We start from the raw sequence: 22,569 nt of genomic DNA, 5'->3' as shown, positions 1-22,569 counted from the left end.
TTTTGCGCGCAAGTTGATAGTAAAGTAATATAGAAAAATAAGGAGTGGTGTAAATGAAATTCATAGTTGCCATGTTAGGTTCAAGAATGCATTATGCAGTTCCTAGAATTTTCCAAGAGTTAAATGTTTTAGAGAAGTTTTATACCGATTTTTATATAGGTAATAAAAAAGGCTTTGAAATGTTACTTTCCAAAATTTCTACAATTATAGATAACGAATTTTTAAAAAAAATCCTGAGTAGAAAAGAAGAAAAAATTCCTAGAGAAAAAGTAGTGTCGTTTGATCTATTGGGTATCAAAGCAACAATTGCAAGGAAAAGAGCTGTAGATAGCATTAAGTTAGAAGAGGTTTTCTTAAAATATAATAAAAAATTTTGTCGGAAAGTTGTAAAATCTGGTTTTTACAATGCTAGTGCAGTTTATGGCTTTAATGCGGCTTCGCTTGAAATTTTTGAAGTGGCTAAGGCAAAGAATATAAAATGTATATTAGAACAAACTAGATATCCTTATAACTTTTATTATGAAATATTACAAGAAGAAAAAATTAAATGGCCAGGTTGGCAGGATAATTTGATAATTCCAGAAGTAGGCAAGCTTGCAGCGAGGAACGAAAAGGAGATGAATTTGGCTGATTTAATTGTGTGTGGATCTGAGTATTTAAAAACTGGTTTAAAAAAATTAGGAATTCCTGAAAAGAAAATTACTGTAGTAAACTATGGAGTTGATATTAACAGATTTGAATATCATAAAAGAAGATTAAGAAAACCAAAAGAACCATTAAAAATATTATTTGCAGGAGAAGTTTGTTTATTAAAAGGTGTTCAGTATTTGTTGGAAGCAATTAATAGTTTTGGTGCCGAAAAAATAGTAGCGGTTTTTGCAGGAAAAATTTCGATCAATAAAAATAAGTTAAGAAAATATATGAAAGGTGTCCAATTTTTAGGTCATGTTTCCAAAATTGAAATGAAAAAACTGTTCAATTGGGCAGATGTGTTTGTTTTTCCTTCCTTGTCGGAAGGTTCTGCCACTGTTGTTTATGAAGCTTTAGCATCAGGACTTCCAGTAATTACAACCTACAATTCTGGAAGTGTTGTAGAAAATAATGAAAACGGATTTATAATTCCTGCTAAAGATATTGATTCTATTGCAAAAGCTTTAGAATTATATTATGAAAATCCAGACTTAGTTGTAAAACATAGTGAGAATGCTTTTATTTCAAGGTATAAAGTAAGTTTAGATAGGTATAAAAATGATTTAAGAAAAATTATACAATATCTGAGAAATATGTGATCCTGGTAAATGTTCAAAAGAGCAGTAGATTGTTTCAATGGGAAATTAATGAAGTGTTTACAATAAAATTAAGAAATGCTTTTGGAAGTAGTGTTATTTGGAAGATTCAATTGGGGTAAGAACTAAAGTATTATTGGAATTTTTCTAAAACTTGGAGGGAATATTTAATGTATATAGGCGTATTGAAAATCAACAAAATATATTTCTTGTTTTTGATATTATTAAGTTTTTTATTTTTAATCCCTTTTATATTTCTAGTCGAAGCAGAACATCTGTCTAATTTTTTAATACTTATTTTAGGATTATTTATGGTTGGTACGATATATTTATTAACAATTTTCAGCGGACAAAATTATTTGTTTGAGCCACTTCATTTAGTAACTTTGATATATATTTTAGAATTTTCAATTTCGCCAATTATAGATACAATTAACGGAAATACGAGTTTATTTGGTATTAATGTTTTTGGGAGTTTAGGAAAATCAACTTTAATATACGTCATTTCCTACTTTTCTTTTATTTTTGGATACTTATCCAATAGTTTTTCGAAAAAATTTAGTTGGAATAATCAGAATATAAAGGTTAGGGAGTCAATTAATTTTAAAGTCTTTGTTAGTTTTTTATTCTGGATGGTTAGCTTTTCAAATGCCATTGCGTTGTTTTATACTAAGGGAAGTGTTGTTTATTTTCTTACTTTAGGATTAATAAATACTGGTAAAATAAATCTTGTTCAGGCTGATGTAGGCTTTTTGTATATGTTAACCTACATTATGATTGCTCCTTGGCTTTATTTGACGGTTCTATTGCCCCTTAGAAAAATATTTAAAATAATATTGACGTGTCTTACATTTATTACTTTCTTTTCACTAGGTTTTAGGTACATATTTTTGGTAATGTTTATAGCTCCATTAATATTTCATGCTAAGTCTAATAGAAGATTTAACAAACTCTTTATTATTAAATTAATTATAATTCTGTTAATTTTATTAATTTTTTTTGCACTTCTGGGATCAATTAGAGGAAGTTTGAAAAGATTTGAAAGGATTAAATACACAGGTTCTTTATTTGATAGTATTATTCAAGTTTTCATATCAAATTTAAATGATACTTACAAAGCTTTTTATGCTTTGGTTGAAAATTATCCAGATAATTATAATTATACATTTGGTAAACAAATGAGTTATACCTTTATATACGTTATTCCAAGGATATTATATAAATCTAAACCATTACCTGAAATAAAAAATGTTTTATACAATTCTTTAGGTAAAGTAGGTTTAACAAGCGGTGTTGCATGGCCAAATATTGGTGAATACTATGTAGAATTTGGTATTTTAGGAGTAATAATTTTTATGTATTTGTTTGGATATTTTTCAAAAATAATTTTTTTGAGGTATTATTTCTACACTAACAGTTATGACGATATAATCTTTTATTCAATGTTTTATCCTCTTTTAATTCAAATCATAATGCGGGGATATACTCCTTCTAATTTTTGGTTTTTGTTATTTTTGTATCTTATTACCCGTATAATGCATAGGATCTGATTTTAAAACATAAGATTTTAAAAAGAATGTGACCTATTTATAGATTTTCAAATTTAACACCAATGGATTATAAATTGAATATTTTGTATCTTCTTGGCAAAAAGGAATATGGGCTATATTATTTAAGTAATTATATTTTGAAAAATGGAAAGTATAAAAAGAAAAAAGCTTTGAGTTTTTAAGGATTTAAAAATTATTTTCTTTATATAAAATTATTGATTGCGTTAAAAAACTCATTTAGTTTTCAAAAAAGATATAAAAAATTTTCAGGCTTCAAAAATTAATAGGAGTTGATAAATTGAAAATTCTACACATTTCACAATATTATAATGATGAATATGGCTATCAAGAAAATTTGCTTCCTTTTTATCAAAGTTTGCTAGGTCATGAAGTTATTCATGTAACATCAGATAGGATGTCATCTTTTGTAGATAAAGCAAAAAGAATAATTGGAGCGAAGAAATATATTGAAAAAAATAATATTAGAATTATTAGGTTACCAATTAAGTGGGAGTTTAGAGGACGGTTTGTTATATTTAAAGACTTATATAGTGTGTTAGAAAAAGAAAAACCTGATTATATATTTCATCATGGTTTAATTTCTCCTTCAATATTGGAGGTAATAAAATATAAGAGGAAATATGGTATATTTTTAGCTACCGATAACCATTCAGATTTGAATATATCTGGAAAAAATAGGCTATGGTTATTTTTGTATTATAGAGCTTTTTGGACAAACTTGTTAAAGAAGCATTATAAGTATATAGATTTGATATTCGGTGTAACTCCTCTAAGATGTTTATTTCCAGTAAAATATTTAGGAGCTCCTATGGATAGAATTAGATTACTTCCTATAGGTGCAAATGTTTTAGAAGTTCCAAAAGTTGATAAGGAAACTTTACGAGAAAAATATGGAGTTAGTGAGAATAAAATTATTTTTGTAACTGGCGGAAAAATAACTCCAAAAAAGCAAATGGATAAAATATTAGATGCATTTAAAATGCTGAATAGTGACATAGTTGAGCTAATTGTTTTTGGAAAAATATTAGACAAAAAATTCGAAGAAAAAGCAAAAGAACTGAAAAATTTAAAATTTTTAGGATGGAGAAATAGAAAAGAAACTTTGGAAATCCTAAAAATGTCAGATGTTGCTATTTGGAATACTATTCATACCACTTTGATAGAAGATGCAATTGCTGTTGAAACACCATTAATTTTAAGATATTATGGTTCTACTGCGCATTTTATAGATGGTAATGGTTTATATCTTTATAGTGATTCTGTTAAAGAGTTATATGAAAAAATGAAATTTATCATTAAAAATAGAGAAATATTAGAAAAAATGAGAAATAGTACAAAAAAAATCAAAGAATTGTTATCTTATGAACAAATTGCTAAAGAAAGTATTGAGTATTTTTATGATTTAGCTCCTAAAGAAACTCATAACCACTTTATGAATGATAAGTTTTTGGATTTTAACTATGAATATTTTGAGAAAATATTGTAAGGGGGATAAAATATGAAAATATTAGTAGCAGGAGCAGGATATGTAGGTTTATCACTTGCAACAATGTTGGCCCAAAATCATGAAGTTAAAATATTAGATATTTCTTTGGAAAAGGTTAATATGATTAATAACAGAATTTCTCCAATAAAAGATAAAGAAATTGAAGAATTTTTTAAAACAAAAAAGTTAAATTTAAAAGCAACTTTAGATAAAAAAGAAGCATATAAGAATGCTGATTTTGTTATAGTTGCAACGCCAACTGATTATAATCCAGAGAAAAATTATTTTGATACAACTTCTGTTGAGCAAGTAATAGAAGATGTATTAAAAATAAATCCAAATGCAACTATAGTAATAAAATCAACTATTCCTATTGGTTTTACCCTTAAAATGAGGGAAAAATATAAAACAAATAATATAATGTTTTCTCCAGAATTTTTGCGTGAAGGAAAAGCATTATACGATAATTTATATCCTTCAAGAATAATTGTTGGTGATACAAAATCAGAAAAAGCAAAAATATTTGCAAATATATTATTAGAAGGAGCAATAAAAAAAGATGTTCCAATATTATTTACTAATCCAACAGAAGCAGAAGCAATAAAATTGTTTGCAAATACATATCTTGCTATGAGAGTAGCTTTCTTTAATGAACTTGATACATTTTGCGAAATGAAAGGGCTTAACACAAGGCAAATAATAGAAGGGGTTTGCTTGGATCCACGTATAGGAAATTATTATAATAATCCATCTTTTGGATATGGAGGTTATTGTTTGCCAAAAGATACAAAGCAACTTCTTGCAAATTATAACAATATTCCTCAAATGTTAATCAGGGCAATTGTAGAATCAAACCAGGTCAGAAAAGAGCACATAGCAAATATGATAGAAAAAAGGAATCCAAAAACAATAGGTGTGTATAGATTAATAATGAAAAAAGATTCCGATAACTTTAGACATTCTGCAATATTAGATGTTATGGATATTCTAAAGAAAAAAGGATACGATATAATAATATATGAACCAGTATTGAAGAAAGATACATTTAATGGAATGAAAGTAGAAAACAATATAGAAAACTTCAAGCAAGTTTCAGATATAATACTTGCAAATAGAATGTTTAAGGAATTAGAAAATATAAAAGAAAAGGTATACACAAGAGATTTGTTTAATAGGGATTGATTTAATGAAAATAAAATGATCATTTAAATGTATTATTTAATTTGTGTTAAAATAAAGAAAGTTTTAGTTGGAATTATATGCTTTATTTAATACAGTAGTTATTGTCAAATTTTTAGTTTGTAAATAAAAAACTATTATAGGAGGTAATATTAAAATAATGGAGTTAACTGATGAAAAAATTTTAATTTACACGGAGGACACACATTATGGATTTACTTTATGTATAATGGAAATTTTATTGCGATTGGATTATAAGAATTTATTTTTAGCAACTTACGAAAATAAATATTATGTTTTAAAAAAAACAAGACCAGATCTTATTGAGAAAATAAGATTTATAAATCTGAAAAATCTACCTAGTTTTAAGAACAATCCTATGATTCGTATCTATAATGCCTTCCATAATTATCAAAAAATATCTGGAGTGATAAACAATGAAAATATTAAAAAAATTATATTTTTGGAATCAAATGAAGTACTGTTTAAAATTTTTAATTCGATAAAATCTTTTAGAAATGCGGAAAAGATACTGGTAGTTCACAATTTAAATGATTTTATAAGTTACAAAATAATAAAAAAATTTTTTTTCGAGTACAAGTTAAGAAAAAGCACTTTTTTTGATAGAATATTTTTCAAAAAAATGAATAAATTTGTAGTTTTAAATGAAACATTAAAACAAAATTTTGAATTATATTTTGATAAAAAAGTCTATGTTTTACCATTTAGAATAGCGGAAAATCAAATTATTAAAGCTAGATCAAATTTTTTATTAAAACGACTGCCTATTTTGAAATTTACTGTTCCAGGGTTTGTCCATTGTGACAAAAAAAATTATAAAGAGATTATTGACTCTTTTAAAAAATTTTCAAAAGATGATTACATTTTAACCTTTTTGGGTAAAGTTGTTGATTACAACGTAGTAAGATATGCTATAGAAAATGGTGTTAATGTAAAATATTACATTGATTATGTTTCAGAGGAAGAGTTTAGGAAAGAAATGATAGAATCACATTTTTTGCTTGGAATAATTTCAGATAAGTTGCCATATGGTCTTTTTAAAACATCAGGTATAGAATTTGAGGGGCCATCATTTGGTATTCCAACAATAGTAAATAATGAAAACATTATTTCGGAAAAAGGGATTTTTATATATACTGATAATTTACAAGATACTTTAAAAAAAATTTTTGAAGATTTTAAAGATGGATTATATTATGAAAAATATGGAAAACCAGCATATGAAAAAATGTTTTCTAATACTTTGGAAAATTATTTAGATATTATGAAAAGGATATTGGAGGAGTGATCTTATGAAAACAGTCTTAATCACGGGCATTACAGGCCAAGATGGTAGTTACTTAGCAGAGCTTTTGCTTGAGAAAGGATACGAAGTTCATGGAATAATAAGGCGTTCAAGTAGTTTCAACACAAGAAGAATAGAACATTTATATAAAGATCCTCACGAAGAAGGAGTAAAATTATTCCTTCACTATGGCGACATGACAGATTCAACAAACCTTATTCGTTTATTACAGGAAATCCAACCAGATGAAATATATAACTTAGCAGCACAAAGCCATGTAAAAGTTTCATTTGAAACACCAGAATACACAGCCAATGCAGATGCACTGGGAACACTTCGCCTACTTGAAGCAATTAAACTTTTAGGATTAGAGAAAAAAACAAAATTCTATCAAGCATCAACAAGTGAGCTTTTTGGGAAAGTTCAGGAAATCCCCCAGAAAGAAACAACACCATTTTATCCACGAAGTCCATATGCAGCGGCAAAGTTATATGCATATTGGATAACCATAAATTACAGAGAAGCATATAACATATTTGCCTGCAATGGAATACTATTTAATCATGAATCACCAAGACGGGGTGAAACATTTGTAACAAGAAAAATCACAAGGGCAGCAACAAGAATCCTTTTAGGGCTTCAAAAAAAGCTATACCTTGGAAATCTATCAGCAAAAAGAGATTGGGGATATGCACCAGATTATGTAAAAGCAATGTGGTTAATGCTCCAGCAAGACAAACCAGATGACTTTGTCATAGCAACAGGAGAAACACACAGCGTAAGAGAATTTTGTGAAGAAACATTTAAATGCCTTGGAATTAAACTTCGCTGGGAAGGAAAAGGAATAGAAGAAAAAGGAATAGCGGAAAGCATAAATACAAGTTATGAAACACCACTAAAAGAGGGAGACATAGTAATAGAAGTTGATCCAAAATATTTCAGACCAACAGAAGTAGACATACTTATAGGAGATCCAACAAAAGCAAAAGAAAAACTTGGATGGGAACCAACGGTGACATTTAAAGAACTTGTAAAAATAATGGTAGAATATGATTTAAAATTAGCATTAAAAGAAAAAGACAGAGGAGAATGGATAAAAGAATAAAAAGTAAATAGAGGTGGAAAATGAGATGAAAAAACATTCAAAAATATATGTAGCGGGGCATAGGGGATTAGTTGGTTCAGCAATAGTAAGAAAATTAAAAGAACTTGGATATACAAACATAATAACAAAAACGCATGCAGAACTTGACCTTACAAACCAAAAAGCAACAAGGGAATTTTTCGAAAAAGAAAGACCAGAATATGTATTTTTAGCAGCAGCAAAGGTAGGAGGAATAGAGGCAAATACAAAGTATCCTGTAGAATTTTTGTATGAAAATACTATGATACAAAATAATGTAATAAAATGTTCTTATGATTTTGGAGTAAAGAGACTTCTATTTTTCAGTAGCGCTAATATATATCCAGAAAATTGTCCCCAACCTATGAAAGAAGATTATTTATTCTCTGGTAAATTGGAAGCTTCAACTGAAGGTTATGCATTAGCTAAATTAGTTGGACTAAAATTGTGTGAATATTATAATAGAGAATATAATACTAATTTTTTATGTATAATTCCTTCAAATGTTTATGGACCTGGGGATAAATTTTATTCTGACGAGGCTCATGTTATTCCAGCATTAATAACAAAATTTTATGAAGCAAAAACAAATAACGAGCCTTATGTAAAAGTTTGGGGTTCTGGAAAGGCTAAAAGAGAGTTTTTGTATGTTGAAGATTTAGCAGATGCTGCTATATTTTTAATGAAAAATACACAAAAAATAGGGTATATAAATGTGGGAAGCGGCTATGATATTAGCATAGAAGAATTGGCAAGTATGCTCAAAACAATCATAGGATATACCGGCAATGTAGAATTTGACACAGCCATGCCAGAAGGAGTGTTACAAAAATTATTGGATGTTTCAAAAATTCATAATTTAGGTTGGAAATGTAAAGTAGAATTAAAAGAAGGGCTAATCAAGACTTACAAATGGTTTTTAGAAAATTATCACAAGAAAGGGGGGTAATATGAAGAATTTCTATTACGAATTAACCGATGATACTTGGGGAAGAGAAGAAATAGAAGCTATTCTAGAGGTTATTAAATCACGAAAGTTCACTATGGGAGATAAAACAAAGGAATTTGAAAAAAGATTTGCTGAATATTTTGGATGCAAATATGCAGTTATGGTAAACTCAGGTTCTTCTGCAAATTTGTTAGCAATAGCTACGTTAGTATATTCTGGAAAATTAAAAGAAGGTGATGAAGTAATAGTTCCAGCAGTTTCTTGGAGTACAACATATTATCCCGTTTTTCAATTTAACCTAAAGTTAAAGTTTGTTGATATAGATTTCAAAACATTAAATATAAATGTCAAGGAGTTAAAAAATGCAATTACTGATAAAACTAAAGCGATATTTGTGGTAAATTTATTGGGAAATCCCAATGAATTTGATGAGATTAAAAAAATATGTAAAGAAAAAGGTTTAATATTAATAGAAGACAATTGTGAGTCAATGGGGGCAAAATATAAGGGGAAATACACAGGAACTTTTGGACTAATAGGAACTTTTTCGACTTTTTATTCACATCATATATCAACAATGGAAGGTGGAATTGCGGTAACAAATGATGAGGAGTTATATCATTATATGCTCTCAATAAGAGCTCATGGCTGGACAAGAAATTTACCAAATAACAGCTCTATTTATACCAAGCATATCGACGAGTTTTATGAAATGTTCAATTTCATTGTGCCAGGATTTAATATAAGGCCTTTAGAAATTGAAGCAGCTGTAGGTATTAAACAGCTGAAAAAATTAAACATTTTTATACATAATAGAAGAAAAAACGCAGATTACTTTGTGAATAAAATCAATCAAATGGAAAATTACTCGACTCAAAAAGAAATAGGTGAAAGTTCATGGTTTGGATTTCCAATTATATTAACAAATGATTTAGAAGGAAAAAGAAATATGATAGTAAAAAAACTGAAAGAAAATAATATTGAAGTTAGACCAATTGTTGCTGGAAATTTTACAAGGCATAAAGTAATAAAATATATGAATTATGAAATCTACGGGAAACTTAAAAATGCAGATTACATCCATGAAAATGGTTTTTTCATTGGTAATCATTCTTTTTTAGATATAGAAAGATTAAAAATCATAATTAATATATTAAAAAATATATAAAATAGCTAGTGGAAGTAAATAGGAAACCAAAGTTTTTGACCAGTTATCATTTTCAGAATGACCATAAAAAAGAATGTAATTTGATGAACAAAATTATAAAGAAATCTGCTTCGGTAACAAGGGATTAAGAGAATCTGAAAAATTTTAAAGCAAAAATAAGTAGTGTAAAATAAAAGCTGTAAAAATATAAAAAACCTTGTATTCTAGAATAAATAAAAGTGAGGTAACCTATTATAAAGAAAGGATACAGAGTTGCGGAAATCAACGATATTATAATACAATTTCTTATAGAAAGTGAAGAGGAAATAAGAAATCTTTTGACCTGGTTTTTGAATACAGTTATGGAATATAAAGCATTGTTGCGGGTAAGGGCGGACTATTACAAAAGAACCGGAAATAGAAGAAAGATAAAATATCCGAAATTTTATTGGAAAAGAATAAAAACAACGAATATGATAAAGCGAATAAACAAAAAGCTAAAAAGACGTACTAAAGTAGTAGGAGCTTTTCCAAAGGATAGAATATTTTTAAGATTAACTGTAACAATTTTGTTTGATACTAGGAAAGAATGGTTACTCTAAAAGAGATGCTTGGATACGGATCATTAATCTGTTTTGGGGTGCAGGGGTATTTTTACAGCATTTTCTTGACAGAACCGCGTACGTTTTATTAAAATTGTGACATCAACTATAAATTTTTGAAAGTCGGATAAGTAATAAAAAATTTAAAGCAAATTCTAATATTTATAAGTTTGAAATGGGAGGTATAATAATATTAAATGTTAGCATTTTAAACAAAATATTAAAAAATAGTATAGTAATAAAATCAGGTATATGGTATATAACAACAGAGTTTTTAGTAAAAGGGATAGGATTGATTACTATCCCAATTTTTACTAGATTGTTATCAGTCGAAGAATTTGGTATAGTATCAGTTTATAAAACACTTGCAGCAGTCTTTGGAATATTAGCTTCATTATACATATACAGTTCAATAGGAACAGCTATAAATGATTTCAAAAACAATTTTAGAAGTTTTTTATCTTCTATTTTATTTCTATCTCTAATAAGCTTTACAACACAATTTATTCTTATATACTCTTTTAAGCAAAATCTTTCAAAGCTTTTTAATGTACGTCCAAAAATTTTAATGTTATCAATAAGTTCTGGATATCTAAATTCTATAATCATTTTTTTTATAATGATAAAAGTTTTTGAAAGAAAATACAAACAAAAAACATTAATAAATTTAATAGATATCTTACTAAACACCGGATTATCAATTTTATTATTAACAACTATTAAAAACAACAAATACCTTGGCAGAATTTATGGCGAACTACTTTCAAAAATATTATTATCATCAATTTTATTTTTGGCAATAATATTTAAAGGGAAAAAAATTGTGTGGCTAAAGGCATGGAAGTATTCTTTATCAATATCAATTCCATTAATACTCTCAGGAATTTCAGGAGTAATTTTAATTCAGTTTGATAGAATAATAATACAGAAGATCCTTAACTCAGAAAAAGTAGGATTATATAGTTATTCATATACTTTAGGCATAATTCCTACAATTTTTTCAGGAGCAATGAATTTGGCCTGGGTCCCGTGGTTTTACGACAAGATGTACAAGAATAAAAAAGTTGAAATATTAAAAAAAATTCCATATTATAACGAACTGTATGTTGTACTTCTCTTATTAATCTTTATGTTAGTTCCAGAATTAGGTTTAATAATGGCACCAAAGCAATACTACGCATCATTAATCATATTACCTATTATAACAACATCATATTATATGCAATTTTTGTACACTATATACGTTAATTTTGCATTTTTTTATAAAAAAACTGGTTCAATTTCAATAGGAACATTTTTGGCTGGATTAATAAACATAATACTTAATATATGGTTGATACCAATATTTGGATACGAAGTTGCAGCGTTAACAACACTTATTTCATACTTTTTCTTGCTTTTATTCCACACATTAAACGTTAAATACCATTTAAAAGATAACACAATATCTGCAAAATATATATTTTCGTGGGCATTTTTGATAATTGTCTTAAGTTTAATACAATATTATATATCCAAAAGATTTGGTATGTTTTCTTTGACAGAAAGGATTTCAAGAATAGTAATTTTTGGTAGTTTTGGTATTATTGTTATAACAAGGCTTTATAAAAGGTTGAAGCATTATTTAAAGTAGAAAAATGATTTTGTAAAGTGTACAAAAACCACAGAATATTCTGTGGTTTTTGTTTTGTTGGTACTATCGCCTTATGGGTCTTGGGATGATAAAGGGACAGGATTCCTCGTCGCTATGCTCCTCGGAATGACAGTGTTAGCAAGTGTTGGCGAGGTTAGAGAGATTGGAGAGATTGAAGTTTTTTGTCATTCTGAGTACGTATGTGCGAAGAATCTTGGATTGTTTTTCGAATGTGTAAGATCCTTCACATGCGTTCAGGATGACAATCCTTTTTTGTCATTCCGAACCTGTAAGGGTAAGGAATCTAAGATCCTTCGCTTACGCTCGGAATGACATCTCCTTCAATTCGTTTAGAATGACAGAAAGGAGAAGATGCCACTCCCATTAACTATGCTAATAATGTGTTTTATACTATGTATTCTCCTTGGAATTCTTTGAATGCACAGTTGTTTTCATCATCTCCTGAGATATATTCCATCTTTAATGGCGTAAATGGGGTTTCTTTGCAATATGGTGGTTTCCTGTTGTATTTTACGATTGAAATCAATCCATCAAATTTTTCTATTGCGCATAGTAATATATAACATATGGTTTGTTTCAAGTCTTCATAAGAGTCACATTTATAACCATACCGTTTAAAATATCTTCCCGCTACCATTTCAACGTCTTTTTTATATTTCTTATATATCTCCATCCATGACACCCCCCGGTAAAATATGAAAAGCACACACCATACGGATTAATATAAAGATATACATAAGTATACCATATTTGTTAAAAGGCAGGAGGGGATAATCCCCTCCTGCAAAATGTTATTTAATCAAAATAAAATACCAGACAGGTAATCTATCGCAGGAGATAAAATAGCATAAAGCATTTCTCTTGGAATGTTGATGTTTAAGTCGTCAAATATTTCGTCTATTAAATTTATTACTTCTTTCTTTTTGTTTTCTCCATCTCCTGGTCTTTCTACAAGAATCATAAAAAGTTTAACCACATCCCACAGCATACAATTCACCTACTTACTGAATTAAATCAAGAACAACGTTTGTGTTTGTTTCAATAACGCGTGCTTCATCAAATACGTATCCTGCTGGAACAAGCCCGTTGTCTATTAAACTTTGTGCGTCTTGTTCTAATTCAGCAGAATCAATATTGTCTATTGGTTCTGGGATATTGATCCTTAAACTTTTTCCTTCTGCTTCATTTCTATAAACCAAACTTAACCTTTTCATCTTTATCCCTCCTTATTTATTTTTGGTGTTTTTTTAAATAAGATTCCTCGCATGCGCTCGGAATGACAAAAGAAGGGAACTGCTTGGAATGACATTCCTTTTTGCTGTCATTCTGAGCACGTACGTGCGATTAAATTACTGCTTCGTAAGTTACAACCATGGCACTATCTACGGAATAATTTGTGTATTTGTCAATAATCTGGACAATAGCGTTTGCCTTAACAACATCCACAGTATCTTCAACATTTAATGTTTGTCTTTTAAAAACTGGTTCTCCATTTGCATCTGTGCCTGTAAGATACTTAATAGAAAGCTTTTTCATATCAATACCCCCCCAAAAATTTTTCTGCACGCTGCCGGCCACGTACATATAAATATATCTACACAAGAAATTGGATTTAACGTAATATATACAAATGTATAGATGTTGTTACACATAATTAGCGAGTGTTGGAGAGGTTAGAAGGTTAGAGAGATTGGCGAGGTTGGAGAATGTTGGAGTTTTTTGTCATTCTGAGGTGCGGAGCACCGAAGAATCTTGGATTGTCTTTCGAATGTAAAAGTCAAGATAAAAATGCATAAAAAAGGGAAAATAAAAATGTACAAAAAACTGTCCCCGCTGATATTTTTTCTACTCCTAAACTATATACTATTTCTTTTATCCTACGTGTAGATACACCCTGAAGATATGATTCGACAATAGCATTCTTTAACGCCTTTTCTACCCTGCGCTTTTCTATTCGCGGTTCTTTCATAATATCCCGCACCAGCTTGCAAACGAGCTTCATACTCCATAACTATCTTCAAAAACCAGGTGAAAAGATTTTTCATTCCTTTTTTGTTTTTACAGCTTTTATTTCACACTGCCAAATGCTATCTACCAAACTTTATTAATGGTTAAAAACAAATAATTAAAATTGAATAAATATTTAAGATAAACACGCGATTTGCAAAAAGTGAACAAATTTTGATTTTATAATACAAATATGATAGAATATAAGTGCTTATATTTTTGCATTCTGGGAGAGTGGTAATATGTTGGTTGATTTCAAGGTTTATAATTACCGTTCTTTTAAAGAAATAACAGAATTTTCCATGATAGCAGATGGGAAAGAAAAGCATCCAGCGGTATTCGAAGAAGGAAAATTCAATTTACTCAAAAGTGCTGCTATTTATGGTCCAAATGCTGGAGGGAAGAGTAACTTTATTAGAGCCTGGAGTATTTATAGGTTTTTTATTTTGAGTTCTAACCTTTTTTCCGAAGATTTGTTTCCGGTTGTTGAAAAATTTAAGTTAAATCACAAAAGCTTAGAAGAATCTACAATATTTGAGAGTAGGTTTATCAATGGAAATTTCATATATAGATATGGATTTGAAGTTGATGGTAAAAAAATTAAAAGCGAATGGTTGTTTCGCGCAAATCTTGAAAACAAAAGATTAAAAGAAGCTAAGATATTTGAAAGAATAGACCAAAAGATAGAAAGAGGGAATTTTTCTGAAGCAAAAGGTGTGGAAGAGAAAACAAGTGAAAACACACTTTTTCTTTCTTCTCTTGCTCAATGGAATAGTAAGCTTGCAAGACAAATAGTTAGTTTTTTCAAAAAGATTAACGTTATAACGTGGGAATTTCCTTATTTTTCTTCTCCGGCTCAAACTCTAAATTTATTTGAAAAAGGAAAAATTACAAAGGAAGAAATACTTAGTTTTTTAAAAAAGGCAGACTTTGATATAGTAGATTTCGAATATACAAAAAATGAAATAGATATATCGAAGTTGCCTGATTTGGTAAAAAATGCGATTGTAGATGCTAATATTGGAGAACCAGATAAGCTATTTAATGTAAAACTTTATACATATCATAATGTATACGATAAAAATGGAAATGTTATTGATGTAGAAAAATTTAATTTTGAAGAAGAAGAATCTGCTGGAACAAAAAAACTTTTCAATATAATTGGTGAAATTATTTATGCATTAAAAGAGGGAAAAATATTGTTTATAGATGAATTAGATACCCAGCTTCATCCCACGTTATTAAAAGCAGTAGTCGAGTTCTTTAACTCCGAAAAAAACAAAAATAATGCTCAGCTGGTTTTTACTACACATAACACTTCCATTTTAACCCCTAAAATTTTTAGAAAAGATCAAATCTGGTTTGTTGATAAAAATAAGAATGGAAGCTCTGAATTGTATTCTTTGCTTGAAATAAAATCTGTCAGGAAAGAAGCTAATTTTGAGAAAGAGTATTTGAAAGGAAGGTATGGAGCAGTACCTTTTGTAAAATATTTTTTAGAAGGGTTTGACAGGTATGGGAAAGAAAAGTAACTTTTTTAAAAGTAAAAATAGACGTAGGAAAAATATTCGGCCTCCAAAACCTATAATATTAATAGTTTGTGAAGGTGAAAAAACGGAGAAGTTTTATTTTGATGGTTTTAGGAAAGATGCAGGAATTTCAAACGTAGAAATAGAAGTCATAGGGAAAGGAAGATCCGCCAAGTCTCTATTAAAATTTACTCAAAGTAAAATAAAAAATGAAAATATAACATATGACCAAGTCTGGATTGTTTTTGATAAAGATGATTTAAGTGATGAAGAATTTGATAGCATTGTTAGCAAGGCAATTTATGAAAATAAGATAAACGTTGCATATTCTATTCCATGCTTTGAATATTGGTTTTTGTTGCATTTTGATTATTATAATACACCATTAACAACTAAAGATTGTATAAAAAAACTAAAAGATAGATTTCCTGTATACAGGAAAAATTTTGGTGATGTTTATTATAGATTTGTTGATAAAAAATATGTAGCTATTGAAAATGCAAAAAGGATGGAAAATGAGCACAAAAAGCAAGGTAATACAAAACCTTCTTCAAAGAATCCTTCTACTCTTGTTTATAAATTAGTTATTGAACTTGAAAAATTTTTGAAATAAAAACTTTAATAAATAAAGATGATATTTTTCAAAAGAATCATATTTGGGTAATAAAAGAAACTAAAAAAAAACTACTTTCGATAATGAACAAAGAGATTTATAAATTAGAAAAGAATTATGCCAAGTTTTTAAATTTGTTTTTGGACTCTAAGGTGATTGAATAATACTTAATGAAATTAAGAAAGGTGAAAATAAAAATCTTGAGTTTAAAGAAAAACTTTCTAGTAGAAATAAAAAGTCATTTTTAAAAACTGTTGTTGCATTTGCAAATGATTTAGGTGGAAATGTAATTTTTGTAATAAAAGACGGAACAAAGGAAATAGGTGGTGTGCCAGATAAAGAACTAGTTCATTTAATGGATAGAATAAATAATATGGTACGTGATAGATGATTATACTTGATATATGTTGAAAATAGAGATGGTAAAGATTTACTTGTAGTTGAGGTGTATCTAAAAGTCAAGATAAAAATATACAAAAAAAGAAAAATAAGATTCATTATTGTTATTTGGATATTATTGTTTAGAAGAATTAGAGAAAAATTCAAATTTTTCCTTTAATTAAAATTACGTAAGAATGGTGCAATAATCTATTTAATATTGTTTGATATAGTATAGGAAAAACAAGTATATCGCTTTATTCTGAGAACGGAGTATTAGTTATTGTTATTGTTATTGTTATTGTTGAATGTTTTTCATGTTTCAGTAAAGTCAACAACAGATTTCATGTTGTCAAATCTATTTGAGCTTAAATACCATTTCTCTGGTCTTCCCCATTCCCTTTCTTGGTCATTCGTACATTTGATAGAACACTACAAAAATTTTTATGTAACAATCTCTATACATTTGTATATATTACGTTAAATCCAATTTCTTGTGTAGATATATTTATATGTACGCGGCCGGCAGCGTGCAGAAAAATTTTTGGGGGGGGTATTGATATGAAAAAGCTTTCTATTAAGTATCTTACAGGCACAGATGCAAATGGAGAACCAGTTTTTAAAAGACAAACATTAAATGTTGGGGATACTGTGGATGTTGTTAAGGCAAATGTTATTGTCCAGATTATTGACAAATACACAAATTATTCCGTAGATAGTGCCATGGTTGTAACTTATGAGATAGTTGAGTGATAATGATATTTGAATGAAAAAATATTAAGGGGTGATAGGGATGAAAAGGTTGGCTTTGGTTTTTAGAAATCAAACAGAGGGAAAAAGTTTAAGAATTAACATTCCTGAACCAATAGAAAATATTGATTCGGCAGAACTTGAGACAGACGCACAAAGTTTAATAGACAATGGGCTTGTACCAGCAGGATATGTTTTTGATGAAGCACGTGTTATTGAAACAAACACAAACGTTGTTCTTGATTTAATTCAGTAAGTAGGTGATTAATATGTTGTGGGATGTGGTTAAACTTTTTATGATTCTTGTAGAAAGACCAGGAGATGGAGAAAACAAAAAGAAAGAAGTTATTGAACTTGTTGATAACATATTCGATGATTTAAACATTGATATATCAAGGGAAATGCTGCACTTGATTTTATCTCCTGCAATAGATTATCTTACAAATGTGATGTTTTAATTAAATAAAGTTTTGCAGGAGGGGAATGTCCCCTCCTGTTTTTTTGGTATGTGTGGTATACTTATGTATATATTCTTAATTTTTTGTGGGAGGGTTTTTAATGAATGTATATGAAAAGTATAAAAAAGAGGTTGATATGATAGCAGGGAGGTATTTTAAAAGGTATGGTTATAAATGTGAGTCATATGAAGACTTAAAACAAACTATATGGTATATATTACTATGCGCGCTAAAAAAGTTTGATGGAAGAGGAAATGAGAGGATGTTTGTATTAAATTTTGTAAAAAATAAGTTGATTTCGATATTAAAATATAACAGAAAACCACCATATTGTAAAAATTTCCCATTTACACCATTAAAAATGGATTATATTTCAGGAGATGATGAAAAAAGCAAAATTTTTAAAGAGATGCAAGGAGAGTATGAATAATAAAAAATTATACCATCTTTTATAACCTTTATAAAAAAACATGGGGGATTTTATGAAAAAACTTTTAACATTTTTGGGTACGGGAAGATATGGTGAAAGTTCAAGTAAGACAGAGAATTTTTCCATTAGCACTTTTTGAGTATTAAAAAAAAGATTCGAAAAATTTGGAAATCATCTTCTTTTTAACTAAAGATGCAAAAAGTAATGAAAATTGGATAAAACATGCAAAGCCTGAATTGAAGAGAAAGAACGTACATTATGATGTAATTGATATATCAGAAGAAATATCAATAAAAGATTTTTTGAAAGAGATTTTAAGGGTTATAGATGAAAATGATGAAGTTGAAATAGATATTACCCATGCATTTAGATGGTTTCCAATGGTTTTACTTGTAGCGGCTATGTATTTAAAAGAGGCGAAAAATTCAAAAATTACAGGAATTTGGTATGGGAAATATTATAAAGATAAAGATGAAACAAGGGCTTTAAATAAAAGAGAAGTTTTAGAGTTCATAGATTGGTTGTATGCGGCAAAGTTGTTTAAAGAGTATGCTTATACAAAGAGTTTAGCAAGTTTGATTAAAGTAAAAATTAAAGAAGAAAAATCAAAAAATGGTAAGTTTAAAAAAGATATTAAAAAATTAAATGATTTAAGAAAAAATTTAGAAAGACTTAGTTTTTATTTAAGGCTTGGTTCAGTTGAAGAGTTAAAAAAGAATATAAACAATCTTGTGGAGTGTTTGAATAATAGGGAATTTTTATATGAGATAGAAGAGTTTATCCCTGAACTTTCACCGCAAAAGGTATGAAAAACTTGACGCAAATAAAGGAAAAGTAATTTTAAATAAAGATGAGCTAGAATCTGAAAAAGAACTTATAAAGTTTTACTATGAAACAGAAGATATAGGTATGGCCTTAAGACTTGCAAGGGAATTTTACATAAATATTGTTCTTTATGAAAAAAATTTAAGTGATAAATTTTTTGATACACAAACAAGAGAATTTCAAGGTTGTATAAATGAAAGTATTAGAAAAGCACGTAATTATGTTTCCCATTTTGGATTTTCTAAAAGTACCTTGTGTGAAAGAGTTAAAGAGTTGATAGATACGCCGTTAGATGAATTTAAAAATAACAACTTTATGAAAGAATGTCTGAAAAGAGATGTCTCAAAAACAGCTATACTATCACCTTTTGGTACAACGCAAGGAGCGCTTTTTACTGTGTTAAAAAATACAGTGCAGAAAAACTTGTAGTAATAACCTCAAGGGAATGTGAAAAGCTTTTAGATGAAATTAAAGAGGAAGCAAATTTTAGAGGAGAATGTGAAAAGCTTTTAATAGATGATCCATTTGAAGGGATTGATGAACTTAAAAGTGCAATTGATAAAGCAAAAGAATTTCTGAAAGGCTTTGGAAGTATTGTAGTTAACTTAACAGGTGGAACAACTCTTTTGGGGTATATTGTAAAAGAAGTTTCGCATAAATTAAATTTTGGAAGAAAAATTTCGTATGTAATAGCAACAGATAAACGTCCAATTGATGAACAAAAAAAAAATCCGTATGTAGTGGGAGAGATTTTGGAAATTGATATAAAATAGGGTATTTTAAGATTGTTTTAAGGTTATTTGTGTATTATTTATCTAGGAGGTGATAGTATGTTAAAAAAACTTAGTGTGGTAATATTTTTGGGAATTGTTTTGGTGTTATTTATAGCAGCTGGACCTAACGTGCCTTTAAATAATGGGATGAATGCTGGTTTTGATTTTGCTTCTATAAAAGATCAGCTTATTTCTATGCCGAAACAAACACTTTCATCAGATGAAATAAGTGGGCTTTTGATTATGAGAGAGGAAGAAAAACTTGCAAGAGATGTGTATTTCAAGCTTTATGAACTTTGGAAAGTACAGATATTTTTGAATATATCAAAATCTGAGCAAACACATATGGATACTGTAAAGATATTACTTGACAAATACAATATAGATGATCCCGTGAAAGAAGATGTAGAAGGAAAATTTGTAAATCAAGAAATCCAGGAGCTTTATAATGAACTTATTGAGATTGGTTCAAAATCCTACAAGGACGCTTTGGTGGTTGGTATGATAATAGAGGACCTTGATATAGCTGACCTTCAATCTTGTATTCAAAAGACAGACAACGAAGATATAAAAGCTGTATACAAAAATTTAATGAAAGGTTCAAGGAATCACATGAGGTCTTTTTACAGAAATCTTAAGAATATAGGAGGAGATTACACACCACAACATATAACAAAAGAAGAGTTTGAAGCAATAATATCCACATCTATTGAAAGGGGGCCGGTAAAATAAATTTAGCATCTAGAATATTACCTTCTGTGACTAGTGTAACGACTGTATACAAGCTGTGAAGATTATGGCGGGTTATTTGGGAGGGAGTGATTTTTTGAAGAAAGTGGTTGCAACAGTTGAGAAGGGGGTAAATTATATATTTCATGTTCTTGCGGCTTCTGGTGTAAATTTTCAAAATGATTATACTAAAGACTATTCTTGTTTTTTGAGAAAAGAGGACCTTGAGTTTCTTAAAATGAATAGAGAGATTCTTAGTTTTCAAAATGGGACTGCCTCAGAGCTTGTAGATCCATTAATTTTTTTCCCAGCATACCTCAATCTTGACTCAGAAGAAAAGCTGCAAAAGTATTTTTATTTATTGCTAAAGGCTTTAAAGAGAAGAACAAAAGGGGATTTTTTAAGAGAGTATGCTGATTATGTTAAAAAGAGAAGGTTTTGGTTTCCAGAAATAAATGATGAGTGGTTTAAGAATATAGAAGATAAAGCAGAGCTTATTGAAAAAGTGGGAAAAATTTATAAGGAAAATTTCTCGTCTTATGAATCGATGGTATGGCCAGATGTGAGTAGAAAACTTGAGGAAAAAGCAAAAGTTGTAAATCAAGAGTTAGAAAAGTTGGATCTTATCAGGTCTTGGGAAGAGGTAACTGGGCTTGATTTTAAGTTTGAAGAATATCAGATAGTTTTTGTATTTTCCATAGAAAATGGTCCAAACGCTAATTCCTTAGGGTATGATAGAAATGTTTTTTATTCTGGTTCCAGGTTAGATTGGTTGCTTGATTTTATAAGTCATGAGGTTGGTACTCATATATTGATAGATTTGGGCCTTCCTATGATAAAAAAATTTATTTCCAATGATAGATTGCAAACCCAAGCTGAGGTAAAGCAATTTCAACAGTTTTATATGGCATATGAATGTTTGGCACAATTTTACAATACTATGGTACTTGCAAAAGAGCTTACTTATGATTTAATCCAATTTAAATCGGATAAGTATTTAAGAATTTATGGAGAATTATATGACACGGGGAAGTATTCTGCAAAAGAAATGTTAGAAATAGCTATGGAAAGTTTAGTGTAGGGTAGTAAAGTAGATACTGTTATATATTTTTATAGAAGTAGGAAGTTAGTTGTTAATCTGCACAAATATTATGAAAATAATGTAGAAAGTTTAAATAAGGCAAAATAATATAGATAAGTTCACTTTTTCAAATAAAACATCCATATGGGAAAAGTAGAGGGTATTTAACAAGACAAGTATTGGATTTTTGTCATTCTGAGTGTATATGCACAAAGAATCTTGAATGTTTTTTCGAGTGTGTAAGCTCCCTTTGCATTACGTGCTCTCTTTTTACGTAGATTACTCAAAACCTTGTCATTATCTATACACTATTTTTTATGAAAAATCCTGCTTTGTTTTCATACAGTGTGCCTTCTATTTTAATTACATCGTCAATTTCAATCGTATTTCCTCTTACAATTTTTGGTTTTTGACTTGAAAAGAAAATAATTTTTTTGTATTTCCATACATTATTATCCATTTCAGATACAGCAGGACCTTTTATAAACAACTCTTTCTCTTTAAATTTAATTTTCAAGAATGTTTTGTGTAGCAGCAAATTATTTTTTTTGAGAATGTTCATGGGATCAAATCCCGATAGATTAAATTCTCCTTCTAACACTATTTTGTAGCCGTTGTTTTTTTCAAACGTTTCGAATGCTTGGACTATGTCATTTTAACGTTTTTGTATTAGTATTTGCGCTAGTTTTTTAG

At 28.7% G+C, this 22,569-nt stretch carries 27 protein-coding genes and 2 pseudogenes; 23 read left to right on the top strand and 6 right to left on the bottom strand.

Annotation, left to right across the window (positions count from 1 at the left end):
• The first annotated feature begins 53 nt into the window (after positions 1–53).
• The 10 genes and pseudogenes from Y592_RS04170 to Y592_RS04125 all read left to right on the top strand — a co-directional run bounded on the left by Y592_RS04170 (position 54) and on the right by Y592_RS04125 (position 12,282).
• Positions 54–1,289: a glycosyltransferase family 4 protein gene (locus Y592_RS04170; protein ID WP_088368886.1), complete on the top strand. Its 1,236-nt coding sequence runs from the start codon at positions 54–56 to the stop codon at positions 1,287–1,289.
• A gap of 167 nt (positions 1,290–1,456) precedes the next feature.
• Positions 1,457–2,836: an O-antigen polymerase gene (locus Y592_RS04165; RefSeq protein WP_088368885.1), complete on the top strand. Its 1,380-nt coding sequence runs from the start codon at positions 1,457–1,459 to the stop codon at positions 2,834–2,836.
• Between the two features lie 298 nt (positions 2,837–3,134).
• On the top strand, positions 3,135–4,343 hold the full coding sequence (locus Y592_RS04160; RefSeq protein ID WP_088368884.1) for a glycosyltransferase family 4 protein: 1,209 nt from the start codon (positions 3,135–3,137) through the stop codon (positions 4,341–4,343).
• Between the two features lie 12 nt (positions 4,344–4,355).
• Positions 4,356–5,525, top strand: coding sequence for a nucleotide sugar dehydrogenase (locus Y592_RS04155; RefSeq protein WP_088368883.1), 1,170 nt, complete (start codon positions 4,356–4,358; stop codon positions 5,523–5,525).
• Between the two features lie 157 nt (positions 5,526–5,682).
• Positions 5,683–6,831 (top strand): glycosyltransferase, encoded by a 1,149-nt coding sequence (locus Y592_RS04150; RefSeq protein ID WP_088368882.1) that lies wholly within the window; start codon positions 5,683–5,685, stop codon positions 6,829–6,831.
• 4 nt (positions 6,832–6,835) lie between these two features.
• The gene (gmd, locus tag Y592_RS04145) at positions 6,836–7,933 is read left to right on the top strand and encodes a GDP-mannose 4,6-dehydratase (RefSeq protein ID WP_088368881.1); all 1,098 of its coding nucleotides are present in this window, start codon (positions 6,836–6,838) and stop codon (positions 7,931–7,933) included.
• Positions 7,934–7,958: 25 nt separating this feature from the next.
• A complete protein-coding gene (locus Y592_RS04140) occupies positions 7,959–8,900 on the top strand; it encodes a GDP-L-fucose synthase family protein (protein ID WP_088368880.1) in 942 nt (313 codons plus the stop codon).
• 1 nt (position 8,901) lies between these two features.
• A complete protein-coding gene (locus Y592_RS04135; protein WP_088368879.1) occupies positions 8,902–10,068 on the top strand; it encodes a DegT/DnrJ/EryC1/StrS family aminotransferase in 1,167 nt (388 codons plus the stop codon).
• Between the two features lie 413 nt (positions 10,069–10,481).
• Positions 10,482–10,649: pseudogene (locus tag Y592_RS09235) on the top strand (transposase); the annotation flags it as partial.
• Positions 10,650–10,824: 175 nt separating this feature from the next.
• A complete protein-coding gene (locus Y592_RS04125) occupies positions 10,825–12,282 on the top strand; it encodes a lipopolysaccharide biosynthesis protein (RefSeq protein WP_088368877.1) in 1,458 nt (485 codons plus the stop codon).
• Between the two features lie 406 nt (positions 12,283–12,688).
• Here Y592_RS04125 and Y592_RS04115 read toward each other — a convergent pair whose 3' ends face one another.
• The 5 genes and pseudogenes from Y592_RS04115 to Y592_RS04095 form a co-directional block, all read right to left on the bottom strand.
• Complete coding sequence (locus Y592_RS04115; protein WP_077198152.1) at positions 12,689–12,976, bottom strand: RNA polymerase subunit sigma-24; 288 nt, start codon at positions 12,974–12,976, stop codon at positions 12,689–12,691.
• A 126-nt stretch (positions 12,977–13,102) separates the two neighbouring features.
• Positions 13,103–13,291 (bottom strand): hypothetical protein, encoded by a 189-nt coding sequence (locus Y592_RS04110; protein ID WP_088368875.1) that lies wholly within the window; start codon positions 13,289–13,291, stop codon positions 13,103–13,105.
• Positions 13,292–13,304: 13 nt separating this feature from the next.
• Positions 13,305–13,517, bottom strand: coding sequence for a DUF2922 domain-containing protein (locus Y592_RS04105; RefSeq protein ID WP_088368874.1), 213 nt, complete (start codon positions 13,515–13,517; stop codon positions 13,305–13,307).
• Positions 13,518–13,647: 130 nt separating this feature from the next.
• Positions 13,648–13,839: a DUF1659 domain-containing protein gene (locus Y592_RS04100; protein WP_088368873.1), complete on the bottom strand. Its 192-nt coding sequence runs from the start codon at positions 13,837–13,839 to the stop codon at positions 13,648–13,650.
• Between the two features lie 286 nt (positions 13,840–14,125).
• Positions 14,126–14,348 (bottom strand): annotated as a pseudogene (locus Y592_RS04095) (transposase); the annotation flags it as partial.
• 204 nt (positions 14,349–14,552) lie between these two features.
• Here Y592_RS04095 and Y592_RS04090 point away from each other — a divergent pair.
• The 13 genes from Y592_RS04090 (at position 14,553) to Y592_RS04040 (ending at position 21,876) form a co-directional block, all read left to right on the top strand.
• Positions 14,553–15,842 (top strand): AAA family ATPase, encoded by a 1,290-nt coding sequence (locus tag Y592_RS04090; RefSeq protein ID WP_088368872.1) that lies wholly within the window; start codon positions 14,553–14,555, stop codon positions 15,840–15,842.
• Complete coding sequence (locus Y592_RS04085) at positions 15,826–16,452, top strand: RloB family protein (protein WP_088368871.1); 627 nt, start codon at positions 15,826–15,828, stop codon at positions 16,450–16,452. Before Y592_RS04090 ends, Y592_RS04085 begins: the two co-directional genes overlap by 17 nt.
• A gap of 160 nt (positions 16,453–16,612) precedes the next feature.
• Positions 16,613–16,843, top strand: coding sequence for an ATP-binding protein (locus Y592_RS09340; protein WP_083638890.1), 231 nt, complete (start codon positions 16,613–16,615; stop codon positions 16,841–16,843).
• 6 nt (positions 16,844–16,849) lie between these two features.
• Entirely contained in the window at positions 16,850–17,011 is a 162-nt protein-coding gene (locus Y592_RS09095; RefSeq protein ID WP_156858184.1) for a hypothetical protein, read from the top strand.
• A gap of 380 nt (positions 17,012–17,391) precedes the next feature.
• On the top strand, positions 17,392–17,583 hold the full coding sequence (locus Y592_RS04075; protein ID WP_075665755.1) for a DUF1659 domain-containing protein: 192 nt from the start codon (positions 17,392–17,394) through the stop codon (positions 17,581–17,583).
• Positions 17,584–17,623: 40 nt separating this feature from the next.
• Complete coding sequence (locus tag Y592_RS04070) at positions 17,624–17,836, top strand: DUF2922 domain-containing protein (protein WP_075665756.1); 213 nt, start codon at positions 17,624–17,626, stop codon at positions 17,834–17,836.
• 13 nt (positions 17,837–17,849) lie between these two features.
• Complete coding sequence (locus Y592_RS04065) at positions 17,850–18,038, top strand: hypothetical protein (protein ID WP_077198147.1); 189 nt, start codon at positions 17,850–17,852, stop codon at positions 18,036–18,038.
• A gap of 100 nt (positions 18,039–18,138) precedes the next feature.
• Positions 18,139–18,468, top strand: coding sequence for a sigma factor (locus tag Y592_RS04060; protein WP_075665748.1), 330 nt, complete (start codon positions 18,139–18,141; stop codon positions 18,466–18,468).
• 164 nt (positions 18,469–18,632) lie between these two features.
• Positions 18,633–19,277: a CRISPR-associated DxTHG motif protein gene (locus Y592_RS04055; RefSeq protein ID WP_075665747.1), complete on the top strand. Its 645-nt coding sequence runs from the start codon at positions 18,633–18,635 to the stop codon at positions 19,275–19,277.
• Positions 19,278–19,377: 100 nt separating this feature from the next.
• Positions 19,378–19,722, top strand: a complete 345-nt coding sequence (locus tag Y592_RS09170) for a hypothetical protein (protein ID WP_172799330.1) — start codon at positions 19,378–19,380, stop codon at positions 19,720–19,722.
• A complete protein-coding gene (locus tag Y592_RS04050) occupies positions 19,617–20,066 on the top strand; it encodes a hypothetical protein (RefSeq protein WP_088368870.1) in 450 nt (149 codons plus the stop codon). The genes Y592_RS09170 and Y592_RS04050 overlap by 106 nt, the downstream gene beginning before the upstream one ends.
• A gap of 57 nt (positions 20,067–20,123) precedes the next feature.
• Positions 20,124–20,798 (top strand): DUF2202 domain-containing protein, encoded by a 675-nt coding sequence (locus Y592_RS04045; protein ID WP_088368869.1) that lies wholly within the window; start codon positions 20,124–20,126, stop codon positions 20,796–20,798.
• 94 nt (positions 20,799–20,892) lie between these two features.
• On the top strand, positions 20,893–21,876 hold the full coding sequence (locus Y592_RS04040) for a hypothetical protein (protein ID WP_088368868.1): 984 nt from the start codon (positions 20,893–20,895) through the stop codon (positions 21,874–21,876).
• 301 nt (positions 21,877–22,177) lie between these two features.
• Here Y592_RS04040 and Y592_RS04035 read toward each other — a convergent pair whose 3' ends face one another.
• Entirely contained in the window at positions 22,178–22,438 is a 261-nt protein-coding gene (locus Y592_RS04035; protein WP_075665744.1) for a hypothetical protein, read from the bottom strand.
• Positions 22,439–22,569 lie beyond the last annotated feature (131 nt).

Source organism: Thermosipho sp. 1070 (assembly GCF_001682135.1).
GTDB classification, from domain to species: domain Bacteria; phylum Thermotogota; class Thermotogae; order Thermotogales; family Fervidobacteriaceae; genus Thermosipho; species Thermosipho affectus.
Note: the sequence above shows the minus strand (reverse complement) of the source record. Positions and strands in the feature narration are given on the sequence as shown.